This is a genomic window from Ruegeria sp. HKCCA5491 (genome assembly GCF_013034565.1).
Lineage (GTDB): Bacteria > Pseudomonadota > Alphaproteobacteria > Rhodobacterales > Rhodobacteraceae > Ruegeria.
Genome location: NZ_WQGG01000001.1, coordinates 774121 through 795771 on the forward strand (window position 1 = coordinate 774121; position 21651 = coordinate 795771).

17 protein-coding genes and 1 pseudogene are annotated in these 21651 nt (G+C 55.1%); 5 read left to right on the forward strand and 13 right to left on the reverse strand.

Going from position 1 to position 21651, the window contains the following annotated elements:
* Nucleotides 1-15 precede the first annotated feature (15 nt).
* Both GOV88_RS03620 and GOV88_RS03625 read right to left on the reverse strand, forming a co-directional pair.
* Entirely contained in the window at nt 16-495 is a 480-nt protein-coding gene (locus tag GOV88_RS03620; protein ID WP_170752043.1) for a YHS domain-containing (seleno)protein, read from the reverse strand.
* Between the two features lie 14 nt (nt 496-509).
* Nucleotides 510-1103, reverse strand: a complete 594-nt coding sequence (locus GOV88_RS03625) for an ankyrin repeat domain-containing protein (protein ID WP_170356191.1) — start codon at nt 1101-1103, stop codon at nt 510-512.
* Between the two features lie 597 nt (nt 1104-1700).
* Here GOV88_RS03625 and GOV88_RS03630 point away from each other — a divergent pair.
* Complete coding sequence (locus GOV88_RS03630; protein ID WP_171239554.1) at nt 1701-4439, forward strand: cation-translocating P-type ATPase; 2739 nt, start codon at nt 1701-1703, stop codon at nt 4437-4439.
* Between the two features lie 246 nt (nt 4440-4685).
* Here the strand turns inward: GOV88_RS03630 and arcC are convergent, their stop codons facing one another.
* The 9 genes from arcC to GOV88_RS03675 form a co-directional block, all read right to left on the reverse strand.
* On the reverse strand, nt 4686-5624 hold the full coding sequence (arcC, locus tag GOV88_RS03635; RefSeq protein ID WP_171119810.1) for a carbamate kinase: 939 nt from the start codon (nt 5622-5624) through the stop codon (nt 4686-4688).
* A gap of 3 nt (nt 5625-5627) precedes the next feature.
* Nucleotides 5628-6626, reverse strand: coding sequence for an ornithine carbamoyltransferase (argF, locus tag GOV88_RS03640; protein ID WP_170654231.1), 999 nt, complete (start codon nt 6624-6626; stop codon nt 5628-5630).
* Between the two features lie 56 nt (nt 6627-6682).
* Entirely contained in the window at nt 6683-7909 is a 1227-nt protein-coding gene (locus GOV88_RS03645; RefSeq protein ID WP_171119808.1) for an arginine deiminase, read from the reverse strand.
* A complete protein-coding gene (locus tag GOV88_RS03650; protein WP_171119807.1) occupies nt 7906-9285 on the reverse strand; it encodes an amino acid permease in 1380 nt (459 codons plus the stop codon). The genes GOV88_RS03645 and GOV88_RS03650 overlap by 4 nt, the downstream gene beginning before the upstream one ends.
* A 9-nt stretch (nt 9286-9294) precedes the next feature.
* The gene (locus GOV88_RS03655; RefSeq protein ID WP_171119806.1) at nt 9295-10782 is read right to left on the reverse strand and encodes a YfcC family protein; all 1488 of its coding nucleotides are present in this window, start codon (nt 10780-10782) and stop codon (nt 9295-9297) included.
* Nucleotides 10783-11211: 429 nt separating this feature from the next.
* The gene (locus GOV88_RS03660; protein ID WP_171120862.1) at nt 11212-11991 is read right to left on the reverse strand and encodes an IclR family transcriptional regulator; all 780 of its coding nucleotides are present in this window, start codon (nt 11989-11991) and stop codon (nt 11212-11214) included.
* 11 nt (nt 11992-12002) lie between these two features.
* Entirely contained in the window at nt 12003-13361 is a 1359-nt protein-coding gene (locus GOV88_RS03665) for a TRAP transporter large permease (RefSeq protein WP_171120860.1), read from the reverse strand.
* The gene (locus GOV88_RS03670; RefSeq protein ID WP_171120858.1) at nt 13361-14026 is read right to left on the reverse strand and encodes a TRAP transporter small permease; all 666 of its coding nucleotides are present in this window, start codon (nt 14024-14026) and stop codon (nt 13361-13363) included. The genes GOV88_RS03665 and GOV88_RS03670 overlap by 1 nt, the downstream gene beginning before the upstream one ends.
* A gap of 66 nt (nt 14027-14092) precedes the next feature.
* Nucleotides 14093-15331 carry a TRAP transporter substrate-binding protein gene (locus GOV88_RS03675; protein ID WP_170778352.1) on the reverse strand — a complete coding sequence of 413 codons (1239 nt, stop codon included), beginning with the start codon at nt 15329-15331 and terminating at the stop codon, nt 14093-14095.
* A 107-nt stretch (nt 15332-15438) separates the two neighbouring features.
* Here GOV88_RS03675 and GOV88_RS03680 point away from each other — a divergent pair, with 107 nt between their 5' ends.
* Nucleotides 15439-17034 carry a GMC family oxidoreductase gene (locus tag GOV88_RS03680; protein WP_171120856.1) on the forward strand — a complete coding sequence of 532 codons (1596 nt, stop codon included), beginning with the start codon at nt 15439-15441 and terminating at the stop codon, nt 17032-17034.
* Nucleotides 17035-17263: 229 nt separating this feature from the next.
* Here GOV88_RS03680 and GOV88_RS03685 read toward each other — a convergent pair whose 3' ends face one another.
* Entirely contained in the window at nt 17264-18226 is a 963-nt protein-coding gene (locus GOV88_RS03685; RefSeq protein ID WP_171091461.1) for a PLP-dependent cysteine synthase family protein, read from the reverse strand.
* 229 nt (nt 18227-18455) lie between these two features.
* Nucleotides 18456-19343, reverse strand: coding sequence for a LysR family transcriptional regulator (locus GOV88_RS03690; protein ID WP_171239555.1), 888 nt, complete (start codon nt 19341-19343; stop codon nt 18456-18458).
* A gap of 143 nt (nt 19344-19486) precedes the next feature.
* Between GOV88_RS03690 and GOV88_RS03695 the strand changes: the two genes are divergently transcribed.
* From GOV88_RS03695 to GOV88_RS20705, 3 genes and pseudogenes are all read left to right on the forward strand, one after another.
* The gene (locus tag GOV88_RS03695) at nt 19487-20335 is read left to right on the forward strand and encodes a TauD/TfdA family dioxygenase (protein ID WP_171239556.1); all 849 of its coding nucleotides are present in this window, start codon (nt 19487-19489) and stop codon (nt 20333-20335) included.
* Nucleotides 20336-20470: 135 nt separating this feature from the next.
* Nucleotides 20471-20779, forward strand: a pseudogene (locus GOV88_RS20700) (alcohol dehydrogenase catalytic domain-containing protein); the annotation flags it as partial.
* Nucleotides 20780-20917: 138 nt separating this feature from the next.
* Nucleotides 20918-21424: a zinc-binding dehydrogenase gene (locus GOV88_RS20705; RefSeq protein WP_371808214.1), complete on the forward strand. Its 507-nt coding sequence runs from the start codon at nt 20918-20920 to the stop codon at nt 21422-21424.
* The last annotated feature ends 227 nt before the right edge of the window (nt 21425-21651 follow it).

Below are 21651 nucleotides of genomic sequence, written 5' to 3' on the forward strand. Positions count from 1 at the left end.
CATCCGAGGTGCGCGTCAGTTGGAGTAATCCTTGGCTGCCAGCGGCTTGGTCTTCTCCCAATTCGCATCCGCCTTGGCGATCACCGCCTCCCCTTCAGGATGGTCAAGCATTTCTGCTCCGGTCGGGTCCGATATAAAGTAAAGCTTCCCATCGATGATCCGCCAGGAATTTACTGGGTCGATATTTTCAGACGCGTTGGCCCCAAGGCCGACACCCAATGTGCAATACCCGCCGTATTGCGGAGCGTATTTGGTTGGGTCAGACTTAAACAGTTCGCGGTTCTCCGCGCTGTTGAAGTGCCATGGCGTGCCAAGCCAATCATATGCGAACTCACTTGACCCCTTTACCGCACGGCTTTCGGTGAAATAGGCAACAGTATCATAACCCTTGATTGCAACATCGCCGAAAGGCCCAGTGTTGATGGGCTCATCCGCCAGCGCACTCGTGGTCATGCCTGCAATAACCAGCCCGCTCATCAGAAGTCGAATGTTCATTTTTTGACCTTACCTTATGTGCCTGCCTCCAAACACAGGCGGTGAAATTCCGGGCCGAAGGCATCCGGCGGGGGGCATGTGGCTCCGTTCTGCTTCAGCAGCCCAACGATATCATAGTGTTTACGGAACATCGTTCGGATTAGAACCGAAAAGCCATCGTTATCGAGTGTCACAATATCCGCACCGTTGTCGAGCAGTAGCTCGATCATCTCGATATGACCCTCATCGGCCGCCATGAAGATGGGTGACTTTTCGGCCCTGTTGATGCGTCCATTCACGTCTGCGCCTTTGGCGAGAAGCAGCTGCGCTGTCTCAATCTTACCGCCGAAGGCAGCCGCGTGAAGTGGAGTGAAACCGCTGTGGTTACGCGCCATCACGTCAGCCCCTGCTTCGATCAGAGCCGCAGCGGTTTCGGTGTTTCCAGCCAACGAAGCAGCGATCAAAGGCGTAGCCTTGTTCGGCCCCCGCTCATCAACCGAGGTACCGCTTTCCAGCAGAGCCTTAACGGTCGCTGTATCGCCCTGCTTTGCTGCATCGAATAACTGACCTGCTTGAGCGGGCCCAAGTATAAAGAATGCAGTTGTAAAGATGGTAATAATCCAACGCATGGATCTACCTCCCCTGTTTGAAGTCTACAGTGAGCCGCTGTTCCGCGCAACGACGGCTTATTCGCTGCGGTGTTGAAGACGAATCCGATCGAGTGGGTTTAGTCCATGCAGCGGCCTCAGAGACAACGAGTGTTTTGTCCGCGATGGAGTCGTAGTGCCTCCGAATTTCGCCGCAGCAAGCATGAGTGGTTGGTCTTTAATCAGCGCCGCGGCGCTCCGGTTTACGAGAAGTAATGCTGCACCGGCGTGGTCTACTGGTCGAGAAGGTCTGCTTCGGGCTCGGTGCAGACGTTCGCAGAATTTTCACTAACGACCGCTCTGCGGACATTGCTGCCTTTGACAGGAAGAGCCTAAATGTCGGCTAACCGCGGTCTCTCTAGGCTGGGCGTATTCCATTCAATGGCGGACATCTGCTTTTCTGACCTTTCTCGATTTTGCAGATGACAAAGCTCCGTCGCTGCTGGTATCTGGATAAAGGCGTGCGCATCACAAATTGGAGAACCGTCAATGAACTGCGCAGGTTGGCTCATTGGCTGAGAATGGGCACTGGCACCCCAAGACTTATCCGGTCACGCAATTGCTCATTCGGAGTTGAGAATGTCAGGTTTCGCACAGACAACCCCATCGGTTCTTGGAAACGCGAACGCACCTTGGGTGTTGGGCGGTAGAGCGGTCGCCGAAAACCTCGGCGTGAACCCTGAGACGGGATTGAATCCGGACGAGGTGGCCAAGCGGCTTTCAACACACGGTCCAAACCGCTTGGAAGAGACTGCAACAGTTCCGCCATGGAAGATGCTCCTGCGGCAATTCGCAAGCCCGCTGCTGATCATCCTGATAGCAGGTGCTCTTGTCTCGGCCTATACGGGGCATTGGGTTGATGCGATTGCGATATTCGCGATCGCCGTCTTTAACGCCTTCATCTCCTTCTGGCAAGAATATAAGGCCGAGCAGTCCTTGGCGGCCCTGCGGGAGATGTCTGCACCGCAGGCCTTCGTGCGTCGCGGCGGCGAGATCGTCGAGATACCGGCGGCGGATCTCGTGCCGGGCGATATTCTGCGAGTAAAAGCCGGTGACATTCTGGCCGCCGACATTCGCTTTGTCACCGCCAGCCGGATGCAGGTCGACGAGGCCGCGTTGACGGGAGAATCCGAACCGGTCGACAAACATGCTGATCCGATCGAGGACGAAGACGTCGTTTTGGCCGATCGTCTGAATATGGGCTTCATGAGCACGCAGGTCACTGGCGGCGCTGGTGAAGGCATTGTCGTGGGCACCGGAATGGAGACCGAGGTCGGTCACATCGCTGCCCTCATGTCCTCTGCGAAAGAGCCAAAGACCCCGCTGCAACTCAAGATCGAGGGCCTTTCCAAGGTGCTGATCATGGCGGCCCTGATCGTGGTCGCCATCGTGATCGGCATTGGCGTGGTCAATGGAATGGATGCGGCTGAGATGCTGAACACGGCAATCTCGCTGTCGGTCGCGGCGATCCCGGAGGGTCTGCCGACAGTAGTCACCATCGTTCTGACGCTGGGATCACAAAACATGGTTGCCAGCAACGCCTTGGCGCGACGGCTTTCCTCTGTAGAAACGCTCGGCGCGACCTCGGTGATCTGTTCAGACAAGACCGGCACGCTCACGCAGAACCAAATGCAGGTGATGCAATGCTGGGCCGGTGGCAAGGACTGGGAAGTGACCGGCGAGGGGTTCGATCCGCATGGCGAGTTCCGTTCCGAAGACGGCAGCGTGGCCGAGATCGAGGCCGAAACGGATCTTCGGCAGATGCTGGCCGTCTCCGCCTATTGCAACGATGCGCGTATGGTCGAGGCTGACGGGCGCCCGGCGATCCAGGGCAACCCGACAGAGGGCGCTCTGGTCGTGGCCGCGGCCAAGGTCGGGATTTCCCGCGAGAAGTTGACAGAAGCGCGGGTCGAGGCGCTTCAGCAATTCCCCTTCGATTCAACGCGCAAGATGATGTCTGTCTTCGCTCGATTGCCGGATGGGCGCACTGTACTCGGCGCCAAGGGGGCGCCCGATGTGATCCTGTCAAGGGCGAGCCATGTCCGCATGGCCGGGGAAACGCTTGAGATCTCCCCGGCTTTGCGGGAAGAGATCGAGGCGGTGATCGACAGTTTCGGCGAGAAGGCGCTCCGGACCCTCGCCGTGGCTTATCGGGAGGTGGCAGAAGAGGATCTGGACCATGCCGATCCTGAGCAGCGGATCGTACTGCTTGGCATTCACGGCATCATGGACCCGCCGCGCAGCGAAGTACCCATCGCCGTTTCGGAGGCAACCGGGGCCGGCATCCGAACGGTGATGATCACCGGCGACCACGCCGTGACCGCCCAAGCGATTGCGGAACAGATCGGCATTCGCACCAGCGACGCGCAGACGGTTCATACCGGGGTCGAGCTCGACCAGATGAGCGATCAGGATTTGAAAGAGATGGTGCAGCACGCGGCCGTCTTTGCCCGGGTGACCCCGGAGCACAAGCTGCGCATCGTCAATGCCATGCAGGAGAATGGCGAGGTGGCGGCAATGACCGGGGATGGCGTCAACGACGCGCCCGCTCTGCGAGCGGCGGATATTGGTGTCGCCATGGGCATCACCGGCACGCAGGTCGCCAAGGACAGCGCTGCCCTCGTGCTGCTCGATGACAATTTCTCCACCATCGTGACGGCAGTCCGCGAAGGCCGGCGCATCTTCGACAATCTGTTGAAATTCATTCGGCAGGCGCTCACCGCCAACGTGGCCGAGGTCTCAACGATCCTGTTCGCCTTCCTACTGATGGGGGCAGACCCGCTCCTGCCGATCACACCGCTGATGATCCTCTGGGTGAATCTTGTATCGGATGGGCTACCGGCTCTGACACTCGGCTTCGAGAAAGCGGAACCCGACCTGATGCAGCGCCCACCGCGCCCGCGCGACGATAATCTGTTCGGCGGCGGAATGAAGGAGCGGATCCTGATCCGGGGAACGATGCTCGGCCTGCTGACCTTTTATGTCTTCCAGGAGTTTCTCGAACGAGGCGCCTCCTTGGAACACGCCCAGACAGCAGCGTTCATGACACTGATCTTTGCCCAGATCTGGCATATTTTCGACGCCCGAACGACCTCCACGCTCTACCGCAAGTCGCCGCTCGGCAACCGCACCTTGCTTGGAGCGGTGAGCATTTCCATATTGCTGTCTCTTCTCGCCATTTACACCGGCGCTGGACATTTCGTGCTTGGAACAGTTTCCCTGCCTCTGTCGCATTTGCTCGGAGTGTTCTTCATCGCCGCACTGCCCACGCTTCTGTTGTCTGCGCTGAAGGAAATGTTCGGACTGAAATGGCTCTGACGCTACCTTTGCTTAGAACGGCACTGAAGGTGCTAGAATGGACATCCTGAAGCACCCATTCGTTGTCAATTTCTTGGCAGAGGGTCTGCATTGTGCCTGGCCAGCATTCCACCCACAAGGATGTCAGAGGAAGTTAAATTTTATGGCCTGATAACCCATACGCACGATCTAGTGACGCGCAGCGCGCAGTGTCGACCCCGGTGTCTCATAGAAGGCATTACAATCAACAAAGCCTATTCTTCGGGCCTAGTGAAACTGTGTTTCCCCCGCCTCTAGCGATACCGTCGTACCTTTTTCACCGCGAACGGCTGCAGGAACGTCAGCAAGCGCGCAAATAACGGCCCGACCGCCCGAGGATCGCACAAAGTCTTGTGCGGACTGCACCTTGGGACCCATTGATCCAGCGGGGAAGTCGTACTCATCCAACGCGTCGGGGGTGATCGACCGAATACCTTTTTGGTCAGGCGTTCCCCAGTTCAGGAACACGGCTTCTGCATCTGTAGCGATGACAAAGAAATCTGCGCCAAGGTTCTGCGCCAGTAGGCACGAGGCGAAATCCTTGTCGATGACGGCTTCGACCCCGACCAGTTTCCGTTCTGCGCCTGCCTGGTACATCGTCGGGATGCCGCCTCCGCCAGCAGCGATCACGGTCGCGCCCTTTTCCAGGATCCAACGGATCGGTTCGACCTGAAAGATACGTTTCGGGCGGGGCGAGGGCACCACGCGCCGCCAGTACTCGCCATCCGGTTTCACCGTCCAGCCCTTGTCAGCCGCCTCTTTCTTGGCGTCCGCTTCGGAATAAACCTGCCCGATGAACTTGGTCGGATTGTCAAAGGCCGGGTCGCTCGGATCGACCTCGATCATGGTCAAGAGGGTGGCGATGTGATGCTCAAAAGGCAGGATGTTCCCAAGCTCCTGCTCGATCATGTAGCCAATCATCCCCATCGTCTCGCCCACCAGCACGTCCAGCGGGTATTCCTCCACATCCGTATACATGATCTCTTGCAGGGCCAGCATCCCGACCTGCGGACCATTGCCATGAGTGATGACGGTTTCGTGCGCTTCGCATAGCGGGGCGAGGGCTTCGGCGGCAATCTTTGCGTTCTTGCGCTGATTGTCCGCCGTCATCGCCTCCCCCCGTTTGAGAAGCGCGTTGCCGCCAAGTGCTACAACAACGCGTCCCATGGATCAGGCTCCCAATGTCGCGACGAGGATCGCTTTGATCGTGTGCATCCGGTTTTCGGCTTGCTCGAACGCGATATTCATATCACTTTCGAAAACCTCCTCGGTGACTTCCATCTCGGTGATGCCAAACTGTTCGTGAATGTCCTGACCGACCTTGGTCTCCAGATTGTGGAAGGCGGGCAGGCAGTGCATGAACTTGACGGCTGGATTGCCGGTTTTCTTCATCAGATCCATGTTGACCTGATAAGGGCTCAGCAGCTTGATCCGCTCAGCCCAGACTTCTTTAGGCTCACCCATCGACACCCAGACATCGGTATGAATGAAATCCGCGCCTTCTACGGCCGAGGTATCGTCCGTGATGGTCACACGTGCGCCGGTCTTTTCAGCCCGCTCTATCGCCAATTCGCGCACATCGTCATGGGGCTGGGTTTCTTTCGGCGAGATCATCCGCACGTCGCAGCCCATGATCGCGCCCAACATCAGCAGCGAGTTGCCCATGTTCGACCGACAGTCGCCCGAGTATGCATAAACAATGTCCTTGCGGGGTTTGTCGGCGTGCTCGATCATGGTCTGCATATCGGCAAGCATCTGGGTCGGATGCCAGTCATCCGTCAGGCCGTTATAGACCGGAACACCGGCATATTCAGACAGCGTCTCAACCATGTCCTGACCCGCACCGCGGAATTCGATCCCGTCGAACATGCGGCCCAAAACGCGGGCAGTGTCTTTCATCGACTCTTTGTGCCCGATCTGCGATCCCGACGGATCGAGATAGGTGATGTTTGCACCCTGATCGTAGGCGGCCACTTCAAATGCACAGCGGGTACGTGTCGACGTTTTCTCGAAGATCAGGCAAATGTTCTTGCCGGTCAGCGAGGGCTGTTCGGCGCGGGCATATTTCGCGCGTTTCAGGTCACGTGCCAGATCCAGCAGGTACAGCATTTCACGCTGGCTGAAATCGGCAATTTTCAGATAGCTACGGCCTTTTAGATTGAATGCCATTTTGTCTCTCCCTAACAAAAAATCAGTGGGCGCAAGGGCGCGCGCCCTTGGTAAATTCAATAGGCGGGGTCGCGGTCGATCGGGCAGGTCATGCAGTGGCCACCGCCGCGGCCGCGACCAAGTTCCTGGCCTGAGATTTCGATCACATCGACACCAGCTGCGCGCATCTTGCCGTTCGTAAACGTGTTGCGCGCATAGCCGACGACCACGCCGGGCGAGAGGGCGACGACGTTATTCCCGTCATCCCATTGTTCGCGCTCGGCCTGGAATTCGTTGCCACCGGTCGAGATGACCTCAAGCGAGTTCAATCCCAAGGCTTCCTTATAGACGTCGAACAGGTGCCCTTTTTCAACGTGGATATCCAAATCTCCACGGTCACCCGGACGGATCGAGATGCAGGTGATCTGGTCCGCAACTTCCGAGAATGCAGTAACTTTGTCATGGTCAAGGCAAGTGAAGACGGTATCCAGATGCATGGCCGCGCGGCTTTTTGGCATGGCACAGGCGACGACACGTTCGGCGCCGCCCTTCCTGAACAGCGCTTCCGCAACCTGAGCGACGGCCTGCCGGGTTGTGCGCTCGCCCATCCCTATGAAGACGGTGCCGTTGCCCACCGGTTGAACGTCGCCACCCTCAACCGAAGCGAGGCCGAAATCGTCGTCGCTATCGCCCCACCAGAACTCGAACTCGGCGTCCTTGAACATCTTATGGTGGCGATACACCGTTCGCATGATAAGGGTTTCTGGCTTACGAGCAGGCCAGAACATCGGGTTCGTCGTCACGCCATCGAAAATCCAGCAAGAGGGGTCGCGCTGGAACTGCGCGTTGGGGATGGCGGGAAGGATGAAGTCGCCCAGAGAAACCAGATCACCGAACTGTTCGTCGATCATACCCTTGGGCAGGTCTGCAAAGATGATGCCGCCAAGCATATGGCGAGCAAGCAGCTTGGCATCCATCTCGTCCAACCAGGCACGCATTTCTACGGAAAAGCCCAGGCCGACCATGTTGGGCGTGATCAGTCGGTCCAGCAGGAAGGCGCGCGCTGCGGGGTCGTCTGCGATAGCTTGGGCGAGCAGATCCTGAATATCGTAGACCTCGACCCCGCGTTCCCGCATCAGGGAACAGAATTCTGCGTGGTCCTTGCGGGCCTGCTCGACCCAGATCACGTCATCGAACAAAAGCTCTTCGCAGTTTCGTGGTGTCAGACGATCATGCGCCAGTGAAGGGCGCGAGACGATCACCTTGTTGAGCTTTCCGATCTCGGAATGAACACCGAGCTTCATTGCAACTCTCCTTTCGAACTATCGGTTTTCTGAATTTCTTCAATATCATTGGCCTGACTCCAGCGGACCCAGACATGGATTGGCACGCCCATAAGCAACAGGACCGAGCCAACCAAAACGGTTTCAGCGCCTGAGCCGATGAAGGCCCAGACCGAATAAATGAACCCAAGTGCGCCCAGCACGACGACCTTGGCCAATTCCGGGCCGTGCAGGACCTGCCCGCCTTTCAGCCGGATCATAATCTCCGCCACAGAGCAGATGGCATAGGGCAACAGGCTGGCGACAACGGCGAGCAGAATGACAAAGTTGAATGCGGCGACCAGCCCTTGCGCATAGTTCATGATGATCAGAACCGAAGCCAGCGCATTTGACAGGATTAACGCGTTGGCAGGCGTTCCAAATTTGGATTTTTGGCCCAAGGCTGCAGGGAAGACGCGATCCAAGGCAGCACCGTAAGGGACCTGGCCACTGAGCAGTGTAAAGCCGTTCAAAGTGCCAAAGGTCGAAATCACCGCACCCACTGCAACAAGGACACCACCAACGGGACCAAACATCACCTCACCGACGGCTGCCAGAGGTGCGGCGGAAACAGCGAGCAACTCGGCAGGAATGACGCCCATCGAAACGGCGGTTACCGAGATATACACGCTTGCCGCGATAATCACGCCGATCACGGTGGCGCGTGGAATGGTCTTTTCCGGCTCGATAACATCGCCAGAGGGAACTGTTGCAGATTCAAGGCCCAAGTAAGCCCAAAGCGTCAGAGCAGCCGCGGCGGAAATCGCCGTAAACGCCGTGGTGCCGCTTTGATTGACCGGAACATAGTTCTCAGTGTTGATCCAGAAGATACCCAATATGCCAATCAATATCAGCGGAGCGAGCTTGAGCACGGTGGTCACGATCTGAACCAAACCAGCCCCTTCGACCCCTCGGATGTTAACCAAGGTGAGCGTCCAGATTGCAACCAACGCGGTCGATAGGCCGTACATTGGCACTTCGATGATAATCGGGAACAGGAATCCCAGATATCCCACCAACGCGACAGCAACAGCTGCGTTCCCAGTCCAAAGTGCGATCCAGTACCCCCAGGCAATTATGAAGCCTGCAAAGTCTCCGAATGCTTCTTGCGAATAGGCATAGGGGCCACCGGGTTTCGAAACGACGCGAGACAGCCTTCCGAAAATGATCGCGAGAACAAGCGCCCCTGCCGAAGTCAGAATCCACCCGCCGATTGCGATTGGCCCAAACGGTGCAAGTGACGCTGGTAGAAGGAACACTCCCGACCCGATCATGTTTCCGACAACCAAGGCAATACAGGCCGTCAGCCCAAGGGCACCGGATGTCGATGTTGTCTCTGTGGCGGCGCGATCGGTCATTGCGACGGCTCAGTTCGATGTTGTGTCTGAAGTCTCGGTTGTGGGCCCGTCGATCCCCGGATCAGTGATGGCCCCAACGGTAAGTGCCGCGCAGATGATCACTGCCAGAATTACGAGCAGCGGGAAAACAAAGCGTAGCCACCGGTCATAAGAGACACGGCCAATGGCCAGACCACCCATGACGACGGCAAATGTCGGGTTGAAGAGGTTCACCCATCCGTTTGCCGACTGGTACGCTGTAACCACCAGGTCACGACCGACGCCCGCAAAGTCTGCCAGTGGTGCCATGATCGGCATCGAAAGCGTGGCCAGCCCTGACGAGGACGGCACCAGGAATGACATCAAGATCTGAATGCCAAACATCGCGTTGATAAAGGCGAACTCGCTCAGTCCTGAGACAAACCCTTCGGCTCCGGCGAGGATTGTATCGGTGATTTTGCCCGCGTCCATAATGACGACAACACCGCGCGCAACGCCAATGATCAGAGCAACGCCCAGCAAATCGCGCGCGCCATCAACGAAGGTTTCCACAAAGGTCCCTTCGTCCATTCTGGACCCTTCATCCGTTTTCCCGACCCACCAAACGATGATGGACATCACCAGGAAGAGACCGGACATTTCCGCCATCCACCACCCCAGCGCGACAACACCATAGATCATAATGGCGAAGGTAATCCCAAAAAGAACCAGAATGATCGAACGCGTCTTGGTCATATCGGGGAACGTATCATCGCCTTCCGAACCCTTTAGAAAATGCGCCCGGTTTTCCTCGGCCTGATCGGCCACCACGGACAATGACGGGTCGGCTTTCACGCGTGATGCGTATCGCATGACGAATGCGATGCCTGCAGCAAGACAAAGGACAAGGATAATGAACCTAAGAACGATCCCGTTCGTGAACGGAATACCCGCACCTTGCGAGGCAACAACTGTCGCAAATGCGTTGAAGGTTGAGCCCAGGGTCCCAATGCCTGCGCCAAGCATGATCACTGCGACCCCGGTCAAGGAGTCGTACCCTGCCCGAATAAAGACCGGAATAATCAGAGCGTAGAACGCGAGGGATTCTTCGGCCATGCCATAGCTTGTCCCGCCAAAGGCAAAGGCGATCATCAGGATCGGGATCATCAGGATTTCCCGCCCGGCCAACCTGTGCAGCAACCAACCGATACCGGCGTCGATAGCTCCTGTCTTGGTGACAACCATAAGGAAACCGCCGATGACTAAAACAAACAAAGCGACATCAATCGCCGCGCTGGATGAACTTCCCAGAAGACCGGGATCGTACATACCTGCAATCGGGGCAAGGATAACTGCCGTAAGTCCTTGGGGGTTCGGCTCGACTTCGTGGTAGGTGCCCGGGACAGGCGCTTCGTTGCCCAGAGCTTCGTTCATCTGACGGTCGTACTCACCGGCCGGAATAACCCATGTAAGGGCGGCCACGACGGCAATCAGTATGAACAGAATGGTAAAGGCGGTAGGAAATTTGAACTTGGACATATGAAACTCGCGCTGGGTGAAGCTGAGAAACTGGGCAGTCAAATATTTGAATATTTATGTCTCAACTTAGTACTAACGCGGTGACTTGTCACTTTCGTAAAACGTGAGGTTGTCGAACACATTGAACAATGTCTGCCATGGGCTCAAGGCAGTCGTTCGCTGCGGTGTCCATCAATGTCCGCTTACGGGATAGCGGGATCTAAGTTAGGTCAGAACTCAATATTTGGAAATTCCTGCCGACGCCTACGGAAAACCTGACAAAAAAACCCGGCTGGAATTTTGGGAATCTCAGCAACGGCATAACTTCCTATAACCGACTTTCCTTATGCCAGCGTTAGCGGATGAAGGTTTTGAGATCCGAAGTATCGACAGGATCGCGAACAATGCAGGTGCAGGCAGAACACTTGCTACGGCTCAGCAAAGAGCCAATCATGAATATAGAAGCTTCGACAACTTTTCGGCTCCTCCATTCAGGACAGGAAGGAATTCGAGCAACCCTTGCAGTTCATGCCTTTGCGTTGGGGCATGAACCGACAAAGTGGCGACCAACCTGCCCGTCTCGTCCTGAATTGGAACGGCAACAGCGGTCATGCCGGACATGAATTCTTCGTCATCAGTCGAATAACCGCTGGCAGAAATCCGGTTCATTTCGGCCCGCAATGCCTTAGGTTCGGTCAGTGTATGCTGGGTCTGGGCGTCCAGCCTTCCAGCGGCCAGATAACCGTCCAGAACTTGTTGCCTAAGCGTCGACAAGTACATCTTGCCGCTAGCGGTGCAGTGAAACGGCACTTGCGTCCCGACCGGCAACTGAATGCGCAAAGGCCACTTTGTCTCGACCCGGTCAAGATAGATCATCCCTTCGCGGTCGGGGATTGCCAGATTGCATGTTTCACCGATTTCATCTGCCACGCTGCGCAAAATCCTAAGTCGCGCAGTACGCAGATGTTCGGACGACACTGTATTCACCGAAAGCTGACGCAGGCGGGGGCCCGGTCCGAAAGACCGCCCATCCAGATCACGCTGAAGGAAACCTTCGGTCTCAGCAGTTTGCAAAAGGCGATGAATCGTCGGTTTTGCCAGACCCAGCGTTTCAATCAGATCCGAGGGTCTAACCGCAACTCCGCGACGAGCGACTTCTTCCAGGATCAGCAACAGGCGCAGGTTCGTCGGTATCTGAGAATCTTTGTCTGGTACATCTAAATTCGCCATCCCGCTACCTTCTAGTTGTTGGGCAGCAGGATTAAGGCCAGATCGGGCACCAACGAAACAAGTATCCAAACTGATAGCAAGGCAACCAGATACGGCACCGTGTAGCGTAACAACCGGAAATACGGAACACCTGTCACACCTGAAGCCACGTACAAGTTCAGCCCATAGGGCGGAGTGATGAATCCGATGGACGCCCCCACAAGGAAAATCACCGAGAAATGGATCGGATCAACTCCTACTGATGCTGCGATAGGGGCCAGAATTGGAGCGAGAATAATCGTTACCGGGAGACTCTCCAAAACCATGCCGGAAAAGAATACGATCACCATTGAGGTAAACAGCACGGCATGGTACCCGCCCATCGACGTGACGAAATCGCCAATAGTCTGCTGCGCACCAAGCAAAGACAGGATTTGCTGCATCACGACCGACACCGCGATCAGCGGCGCAAGGATACCGGTGATCTGTGCCGAACGGATCACGATCGATGGGATTTCTGGAATGGTAAATCCCTCTACCACAAACATCTCGGCATATGTCTTTTCGGTGGGCGGAATGTTGTTGCGTGCGCCCATGATGCGGTTGATCGGATAGCTGACCAGCCCGGCGATCACGCAGAATCCTACGGTAACTCCTGCAGCTTCGGTCGGCGAGAATTTACCCGTGTATATACCCCAAAGAACCAGCCCAATGGCAAAGAACCCGAGCCATGCGCCAAAGGCAGTTTTCAGAATACGGTTCAGTTGCAGAGGGATCAGGTAGCCCCATCCATTCATGCGGCAGATGATCCAACAGGCGAGTTGCATGCCCATTACCATCAGCGCACCGGGCAGAATGCCTGCTACGAACAGTTCGGAAATCGGCAGGTTCATCAGGAAACCATAAACGATGAAAATGATCGAAGGTGGGATGATGATCCCAACCGTACCCCCTGCTGCCGCAGTTGCCGCACTGAACCGTTCGTCATATCCGCCCTTGACCATCTCAGGATGCAGCATTGACCCGATCGTCGCCGTCGTGGCCGAGTTCGATCCCGAAATCGCCGCGAACAATCCGCAGGCCCCCAATGATGCCATCGCAAGCCCGCCGCGTATCCAACCCAGACAGGCGTAAGCAAAGTCACTTAGCCTGCGGGCGATACCGGACTTGTTGATTAGGTCGCCAGTCAGAATGAACAGTGGCATCGCCAGCAGCGCGAAACCCTTATTGAAGACGTTCAACAGCTCGGCACCCATATTGTCCAGCGTAAGGCCGAGGACAAAGGAACAGCCAATCACCCAGTAGCTGATGACCAGCAAAACAGGCACACCAAGCATGAACAGAAATGTGACCCCTACCGAGATCAGAGTTACCCAGGTTCCGTCTGCCATCAGTCTGAACCTATCACTGCCTGTTGCAACAAAGGTTTGCCTGTTTTCCAGTTTCGGAAATCATCGGCCAAGTTTTGAAATACCCGCCCAACCATCAGGAAAAACGATAGGGGGGCAGCCAGCAGGAACCACCATTGCATAATGTTGTCTGTGCCCAGAACAATCTGGAAATTCGATGCGGATAACGCCACCAGACGTGTCGTGGTCACGATCACGATGACAGCAAAGATGAACCATAACACCGCGTCCAAGATCAGGCACGCCAACTGAGCGCCGCGCGGCATTGCTGTGCGGAACTCGGAAAAACTGAGATGAGTGCGCAGGCGCACGTTGTAAGACGCGCCAAACCACGCCATTACCATAAATAACAGGGGTGGGATGGTGGTAGACCATGGTTCCTGATCATTGAACACGAACCGATCTATGACTCCCCAGAAGATAATCAGCGCGATCGCCAGATACGAATACACCATGACCGAGCGCTCAAGGTGGCGTTCGATAAATGGCACTTTTCGGTAAATCATCATGATCAGCAATCCGCCAAGAGCCGCTACCACCGTGCCCATTACCCAGGCCGCGTCCGAGCGCAACGCAGATTGAATCTCGAATGAATCCCGGCTGAGTAAAGCATTAAAAATCGCGCCGATATCTGCCCACAACGACATGAACCCCGTCCTCCCAGTGGGTATTTGTTGGAACTGGCCCGCTTGGGGCCAGTTCGTTCTGCTTAATCAGGCAGTGCCCATCCACCAACGACGGGGCTCGACATTTTCTGGCAGCATGTCTGCCGGAATCTCGCGCGCGATATCGTAGATTTCCTGATAGGTATCGATGCCGCCCGCCCAGTTGTTCAGACGCTCACGCCATTGCGCCCACGGTTCGGGATTGTAGTTCGGGGCACACATCTCTTCGGCCAGTTTGATCTGATCGTCCGGCAGGAAGGCCGCACGAACGCCGTTTTCTGCAAAGATCGTGTTAGGCAGTTGCGGGTCCGAGAACCCAACGGTGTTCAGCAGTGCAGCCTCGTTCGCACCCTGAATCAGCGCTTGTGTGAAGTACGAGGATTCCATGACGGCATCCTGAAGCTCTCCGCTCAGGCTGTCGAAAACTTTCGCTGACATCGAAGTATGTTCGGTACCGCAGAAGAACTTGAGGTTCACCGATTGCGAAACAACAGGGGCCATGTTGGCATAGGCAACAGCAGACGCCCATGTTTCGGCCCCGTCGATCAAACCGGTCTTCAGCGCGTCCAACGTTTCTTCCCACGCCACCGGCACCGGGTTGAGGTTAAGCAACTGCATCGCGATCCGGCCAAGTTGTGTGCCGGTGACCCGGTTCTTGGTGCCGAACAGTTCCTCCAGTTTCGTCACAGTAGGCTTGTCCGCAAAAGTCGAACCCATCTGTAGGCCGCGCAGTTCACAGTGGGTGAACAGGAACTTCAGGCCATGCCGTTTTTCCAATGGGTCACGCAGGATGCGTTGGCTTTCGGGGCTGTAGAAGAAATGATACTGCGCCGCGCGGCTTGGGAACATATAGGCATAGTCCAGCACGTTCAGATACGGTGCACCGCCCGCGGAGTTCTGGGTTGAGGCGGCGTAGATATCCACGATTCCCTGCTGAGTCTTCTCAACACAGCTAAGCTGACCGCAGATCTGATTGTCGCCAATAAATTCGATGCGAATCTCACCGTCTGTGCGCTCTTCCAGGTCGCGGGCGAACTCAATGGCCCCTGCCCGTTCGATCAGCAGGTTGCGGGTGTTGAAACCGGCCGCACCGAATTTCAGCGTGTGTTTCGGTTCTTTTGAGAACCGCTTTTCATAATTTGATTCAGCGGCTTGCGCCAAATTGGCGAGGCTCATCGCGCCGCCGAACCCACCAGCTGCCAGCAGAGTCGAGCTCATGCCATAGCGACCTGCCACACGGAAGAAATCCCGCCGTGAAATGCCACTCAGTTTCCGTCCGATCTCCATTGCTATCCTCCCGTATCGCAATTATTGAGACGTTTTGTATCAAAAAAGGCTAGTATAGTTCTGGCAATTTGCATAGAGTTTTTTGACGACTTTGGGAGGAGACGGTCATGGAGGTGGACTATGCGGTTGTAGGGGCGGGGTCTTCTGGCTGTGTCATTGCCAACCGTCTGAGCGCCAATCCAAACATTAAAGTCGCCCTGCTTGAAGCGGGTGGGCCAGATACGAATCCATGGATTCACATCCCCGTTGGGTATTTCAAAACCATGCACAACCCATCGGTCGACTGGTGTTACCGCACCGAGCCCGACCCAGGGCTAAACGGTCGTTCTATTGACTGGCCGCGCGGAAAGGTTTTGGGCGGTTCGTCCTCGCTAAATGGTCTTCTTTATGTGCGCGGACAAAAAGAAGACTATGACCGCTGGCGTCAGATGGGCAATGTAGGCTGGGGATGGGAAGACGTGCTGCCCCTCTTCAAGCGCAGCGAAAATCAAGAACGCGGTGAGGATGCCTTTCATGGCACAGGCGGCCCGCTTTCAGTGTCGAATATGCGTATACAACGTCCGATCTGTGACGCCTGGGTCGCCGCCGCGCAGTCCGCGGGCTATCCGTTCAACCCTGACTACAACGGTGCGGAACAGGAAGGCGTCGGATATTTTCAGCTGACGACGCGCAACGGGCGCCGGTGCAGCGCTGCAGTGGCCTATCTCAAACCGATCCGCGACCGAGACAATCTGAATATCATCACCCACGCTCTGGTTTCGCGAGTAGTACTCGACGGAAAGAAGGCCACCAAGCTGGAATATCGCGACCGCTCTGGTGAGACACGGACTCTTAAGGTGCGCCGGGAAATCATACTGTCTGGAGGGGCAATCAACTCGCCACAGATATTGATGCTATCGGGCATCGGTAATCCCGATCACCTGAAAGACAATGGGATTGAGCCGATACACGCCTTACCTCGCGTAGGCAAAGGGTTGCAGGATCACCTGCAGGCGCGCCTTGTATTCAAATGCAACGAACCCACGCTGAACGACGAAGTGCGCAGCCTGCTCAATCAGGCCCGCATTGCGCTAAAATATGCCTTGTTTCGCGCTGGGCCCATGACCATGGCTGCTAGCCTTGCCACCGGGTTTCTGAAAACGCGCCCCGATGTGCATACACCCGATATCCAGTTTCACGTCCAGCCATGGTCTGCGGACAGCCCTGGCGAAGGCGTGCACCCTTTCTCTGCTTTTACCATGTCGGTTTGCCAACTGCGCCCTGAAAGCCGAGGCGAGCTGCTCTTGAATGGGCCTGACCCGTCTGAATATGTCAAAATCGTTCCGAATTACCTGTCAACGGAAAAAGACTGCCGGACGATCGTAGACGGAGTGAACATCGCCCGAAAGATCGCACGGCATAACCCGTTGGCGTCAAAAATCTCGGAAGAGTTCCGGCCTGACGCTCAGCTATCCTGCGATGATTACGAAGGCACACTGGACTGGGCACGGTCGAATTCTGTTTCGATCTACCACCCGACAGGCACCTGCGCGATGGGCGCGTCGGGCGATGCGGTTGTAGACCCCCATTTGAAGGTCAACGGAATAGAAAACCTGCGGGTCGCTGATTGCTCGATCATGCCCGAAATCGTCAGCGGAAACACCAACGCGCCTGCGATCATGATCGGTGAAAAGGCGAGCGATTTGATACTTGCCGATGCCTGACCACTCGGCATGTGCGATCCGTTCTCTTTTGCGGCTAGACCACCTTGGCTCTCAAAGTATGGAAATTCATTCAGACGCCTTTGGAGAAGTCTTCAAGCCCTCCTCGTTGTACTATCTGTATTTCCAGATCGGCCTTCAAAACTCCGAAAGCGGACAATCAAGGCAGCGCAACCGAACGACCGCTGTGCGGACGAAGCAGACGTTTAGCACCCTAAGTCACAGGGCAGTTCTACGTGAAAAGATCGGTAGAAAGGTACTTCAGCCCGGAGTCGCAAATGATCACGGATACGGTCTGGCCTTTGTGAGGGCCTTTTAGTAGCTCGACAGCACCCGCCACGTTAGCGCCGGCAGAAAACCCAGCGAAAATGCCTTCGAAGCGCGCCAGATCGCGACAGGTCTTACGCGCGGTGTGGCCATCAATTTGAAGAAACCCATCCCACACGAACCCTCGAAGGAAATCGAGATCACCCATAACATACCCTCCTCCCTGAATGGGATGTTCGGGGCTTGTCACTTCCTGACCCGCGATCACGGCAGCGCCTTCAGGCTCAATTGGATAGCATTTGATCTCTGAATTTCGCGATCGCAGGTACTTGGACGTCCCAGCCAAAGTGCCACCCGATCCGACAAAATCACAGAATGCATCGATGTTGCCGCCGGACTGTTCCCAGAGTTCTGGGCCAGTCGTATGTTCATGAGCACTCGGATTACCTGCTCGTTGGAATTGGTCAGCTCGAAATGCGTTGCGTTCAATCGTCAGTTTTGTAGCCACGCGATCAACCTCTGCGAGGTCAGCGCCTGATACTTCCCCAGGGCGACTTCCCGGCATTTGATCTACCAACACGACTTCAGCACCAAGAGCCTGCATCATTTGTGCGCGCTCAGGCGAGTTGCCTTTGGACATGACAGCAACGAATGGGTAGCCCTTGATACTGCAGATGATGGCAAGGCCGGTGCCCATATTGCCACTTGTCAGCTCAACGATTGTCTGCCCTTGCTCCAACGTGCCATTGGCCTCAGCTGCTTCAATGACACCGAGCGCCGCGCGGTCTTTTTTGGAGAATCCGGGGTTCAAGTAATCGAGCTTGGCTAAAATTTTTCCCTCACAACCATAATGCTTTACCAGCCGATCAAGACATACCAAAGGTGTGTTTCCAATCGCTCCGAGAATGGAACAAACTGTACCAGTCATTTTAAGAGCCCCAACTCTGTTTCGAAGCGAACTTTGGTAGACACTGCAGAGTTTTGCAACATAGGCGCCTGGCGCTCTTCCAGCAAAAAGTAACGGGAGGCTGCTCTGTAGACGACACAGCCTATCGCGGCAATCAGGTTTGGCGTTAGAGGCCGGTTCAAAACTGATTTCCAGTCTCGGTTATTTCAGTGGACAATAATTTCTTGTGGATATCTATTGGAGTGCCAACTCACAGATAAACCCGTTGGCTGTCTGCTGCTTCCAATAGCGCCGCCGTAACTGCCTCGATCATTTTGGTGGGAGGCGACGCTTTCATACTTGCCAGGCCAACAATGCGCTTAGGTCCGTTCTGTTCTAGGGGGATCCTTTTGAGCCGCAAGTGGTCATATGCAGCTAAGCGGCTGTCTGGTATGATTGATACGCCAAGTTCAGCGGCCACCATACTTGAGATTGCTTCAAGGCTCTCTAGTTCCATGGCGTCTTTGACTTCAATGCCCTTTCTTTGCAGCCAAATCTCGATTTGCCTTCCTACAACCGCATCACGCGTAAAGCGAATAAATGGTGAAGCTCCTAGCAGTTTTCTTGAAGGTAAATTTGGGGTATTTTCCGAGACAAGCAGGACCAATTTTTCGGATGCAATTTCAGAGAACTCCAACGTGTTTGGCAGAACATCTGGTCGGGAAATGATCGCCGCTTGAATCTGCCCGCGGTCTAACTGTAGCAAAAGCTGATTGGTCAAACCTGGAACAATACGTACATGGATATCCGGATGCACGGACTTTAGCCTCGCTAGCGCAATCGGCACTAATCCAGTCAGGGTCGTTGGAACGGCACCCAAGGTTATTTCACCAGAGAGTTCATTGTTCGACTTCACCCTTTCCGCCAAACCGTCATAAGCAGCCACCACCGCAGCAGCCTCTCCGACGAACGTTAGCCCGGTATGAGTAAGTTTGGGCGATTTGGCTGATCGGTCAAATAAATCGAGCCCCAACGTGATCTCCAGATTCCGCATCTGGTGACTGACCGCCGAAGGAGTTAGATGCTCCGCCTCTGACGCTGCACGGAAGCTACCATGTCGATGAACTGCGATTAGAGTTCGCAGTGACCGAATGCTCATTTCGATAACCTTACTACCGACTAAACCGTAATCAATATGTGAAAGTTTTTCACTGATCAGTCAAAGATTTTTCGTTTTTGTTCATTTTTGTTGATGTGTACCTTGCGCATAGCATGCCCACGAAACCAAACCCGGAGGTGATTATGGTTGCTCCCAAATCTAACGCCTATACTTCCATCGTTGCCAAACCCTTCGCTCCAAACCTTGGAGCTGAGATTTATGGAGTCGATCTAAGCCGGCCTGTTCCTGACAACCAGTTCGCAGAGATCTGCGACGCTTTTCACACCTACCAGGTGCTGTTCTTCAAAGAGCAGAAAGAAATTCCGCCTGCGCAGCACATTGAATTTGGGAAACGTTTTGGGCCGCTTCATGCGCACCCTGCGGCCCCGACAATGGAAGGATATCCAGAGATTTTCGAGATCCATGCAACTAAGAATTCCAAGGTGGCAAACGGTGAGTTCTGGCACTCTGATGTCTCTTGCGACGAGACGCCACCCCTTGGAACTATGCTTCAAATCCATATCGCCCCTCCCTGCGGCGGGGATACTATGTTCAGTGATATGTATGCGGCCTACAACGATCTTTCTGAACCGATAAAAGATATGATCAGCGGGTTATCTGCACTTCATAGTTCTGAGCACATCTACAAAGGCCGCTATAGCGACCGGGGACAAAAAGACAGCGATATTGACTGTCCCGAAGCAGCTCATCCGATCGTTAGGACTCATCCGGAAACGGGCAGGAAATCGCTGTTTGTGAACCGAACATTTACAACAAAGATTTTGGGCATGTCGGATAAGGAAAGCGATGCGATCCTCAAAATGCTTTTCGAGCATGCAGAGCAAATTAACTATCAAATCCGGTTCAGATGGTCGCTTAACGACATGGCCTTTTGGGACAACCGGTGCTGTATGCATCGTGCTATCTGGGACTATTGGCCCGCAGAGCGTAAAGGCCGACGTGTGACCGTGAAAGGCGATAGACCAGTTTAGTCTCGACCGAACCAAATTGCTCGATCAAAGAAACCAAATTTTTAGGAGCGCAAAGTGCGAGCTGCAGTCGTAAGAGAGTTTTATGAAGACCTTTCGATTGAGACGGTCTCGGATCCGACCTGCCCAGACAATGGAGTGGTCCTGGAGGTCGCTGCCTGTGGCGTATGCCGCTCGGACTACCATGGATGGTCTGGTGCACACCCCAAAGTTCAAAATGGCTCCATCTTAGGGCACGAATACTGTGGCACTGTGGTAGAGGCAGGGCCTCAAGCGAAGCACAGTGTTGGTGACCGCCTAATAGCGCCATTCATCTTGGGGTGCGGCAGCTGCAACGCTTGTCAAACAGGCGTATCAAATACTTGTGCTAACCAAATCGTTCCTGGGTTTGGAACGCCTGGTGCCTACGCAGAATACGTTGCAGTGCCTTTTGACCACAATTTGGTTCACTTGCCAGAAACGCTGTCCCCTGCCTTGGCGGCAGGGCTCGGGTGTCGTGTAACCACTGCTTGGCATGCTTTGACAGACCGTGCAGATGTCGCAGCTGGTGAATGGGTGGCTGTTCACGGAACAGGAGGGATTGGCTTGTCCGTTCTTCTATTGGCAAAAATGCTCGGATGCCAAGTTGTTGTGGTGGATGTCGTGGATGAGAAACTTGAACATGCAAAGCTTCATGGCGCGGACGCTACAGTAAATGCATCCAAAGAAAATGCCGCTGCCGCAATCCAAGACATCACGGATGGAGGAGCACAGGTATCCATAGAAGCGCTGGGGATCGAAACAACGACGAACGCATCTTTGGAGTGTCTCGCCATCCTTGGTCGACACGTGCAAATTGGGATGCCATCGGGCGACGGCCAGATGCAGGTGAATATGCGTGCAATCTATTCCAAACAACTCTCGTTTTTCGGCACTCGTGGTATGCCTTCATGGAAATACCCGCGCCTTCTGGGAATGATTGAACGTGGTAACGTCGACATCCAACCAATGGTGGCAAGGGAGGTCCGCTTGGAGGAGGCAAGTAGTGAACTTCGCGCAATGAGCGGACCGACTTCCCCAGGAACCGCTGTAATCACAAGGTTTCAGCCATGATCAGCCCAAACGCCTGACAGTTTTTTAACAGTCATTCTGTTTATCATTTTGCGCCCCTATGCAAATTAAGTTGCTCGCGCAAACTGGCTGTTCAGGGTAACGCAATAAACGCCCGCTTTGGGCTCAAGGCGGTCATACGCTGCGCTGCCAACGAACGTCGAGTACTCTGATAAAACCTGTCTTTAGCTCCCTGATAGATTCAGTTGGTCGACACGGTGTCGGTGCCT

What these genes read in the sequence shown, in the direction of transcription:
- GOV88_RS03660 (WP_171120862.1), bottom strand. Translation starts at nt 11,991, where the DNA reads ATGGCGAATTTAGATGTACCAGACAAAGATTCTCAGATACCGACGAAC.
- GOV88_RS03665 (WP_171120860.1), bottom strand. Translation starts at nt 13,361, where the DNA reads ATGGCAGACGGAACCTGGGTAACTCTGATCTCGGTAGGGGTCACATTT.
- GOV88_RS03650 (WP_171119807.1), bottom strand. Translation starts at nt 9,285, where the DNA reads ATGACCGATCGCGCCGCCACAGAGACAACATCGACATCCGGTGCCCTT.
- GOV88_RS03695 (WP_171239556.1), top strand. Translation starts at nt 19,487, where the DNA reads ATGGTTGCTCCCAAATCTAACGCCTATACTTCCATCGTTGCCAAACCC.
- GOV88_RS03645 (WP_171119808.1), bottom strand. Translation starts at nt 7,909, where the DNA reads ATGAAGCTCGGTGTTCATTCCGAGATCGGAAAGCTCAACAAGGTGATC.
- GOV88_RS03620 (WP_170752043.1), bottom strand. Translation starts at nt 495, where the DNA reads ATGAACATTCGACTTCTGATGAGCGGGCTGGTTATTGCAGGCATGACC.
- GOV88_RS03690 (WP_171239555.1), bottom strand. Translation starts at nt 19,343, where the DNA reads ATGAGCATTCGGTCACTGCGAACTCTAATCGCAGTTCATCGACATGGT.
- GOV88_RS03655 (WP_171119806.1), bottom strand. Translation starts at nt 10,782, where the DNA reads ATGTCCAAGTTCAAATTTCCTACCGCCTTTACCATTCTGTTCATACTG.
- GOV88_RS03685 (WP_171091461.1), bottom strand. Translation starts at nt 18,226, where the DNA reads ATGACTGGTACAGTTTGTTCCATTCTCGGAGCGATTGGAAACACACCT.
- arcC (WP_171119810.1), bottom strand. Translation starts at nt 5,624, where the DNA reads ATGGGACGCGTTGTTGTAGCACTTGGCGGCAACGCGCTTCTCAAACGG.
- GOV88_RS03670 (WP_171120858.1), bottom strand. Translation starts at nt 14,026, where the DNA reads ATGTCGTTGTGGGCAGATATCGGCGCGATTTTTAATGCTTTACTCAGC.
- argF (WP_170654231.1), bottom strand. Translation starts at nt 6,626, where the DNA reads ATGGCATTCAATCTAAAAGGCCGTAGCTATCTGAAAATTGCCGATTTC.
- GOV88_RS03630 (WP_171239554.1), top strand. Translation starts at nt 1,701, where the DNA reads ATGTCAGGTTTCGCACAGACAACCCCATCGGTTCTTGGAAACGCGAAC.
- GOV88_RS03680 (WP_171120856.1), top strand. Translation starts at nt 15,439, where the DNA reads ATGGAGGTGGACTATGCGGTTGTAGGGGCGGGGTCTTCTGGCTGTGTC.
- GOV88_RS03625 (WP_170356191.1), bottom strand. Translation starts at nt 1,103, where the DNA reads ATGCGTTGGATTATTACCATCTTTACAACTGCATTCTTTATACTTGGG.
- GOV88_RS03675 (WP_170778352.1), bottom strand. Translation starts at nt 15,331, where the DNA reads ATGGAGATCGGACGGAAACTGAGTGGCATTTCACGGCGGGATTTCTTC.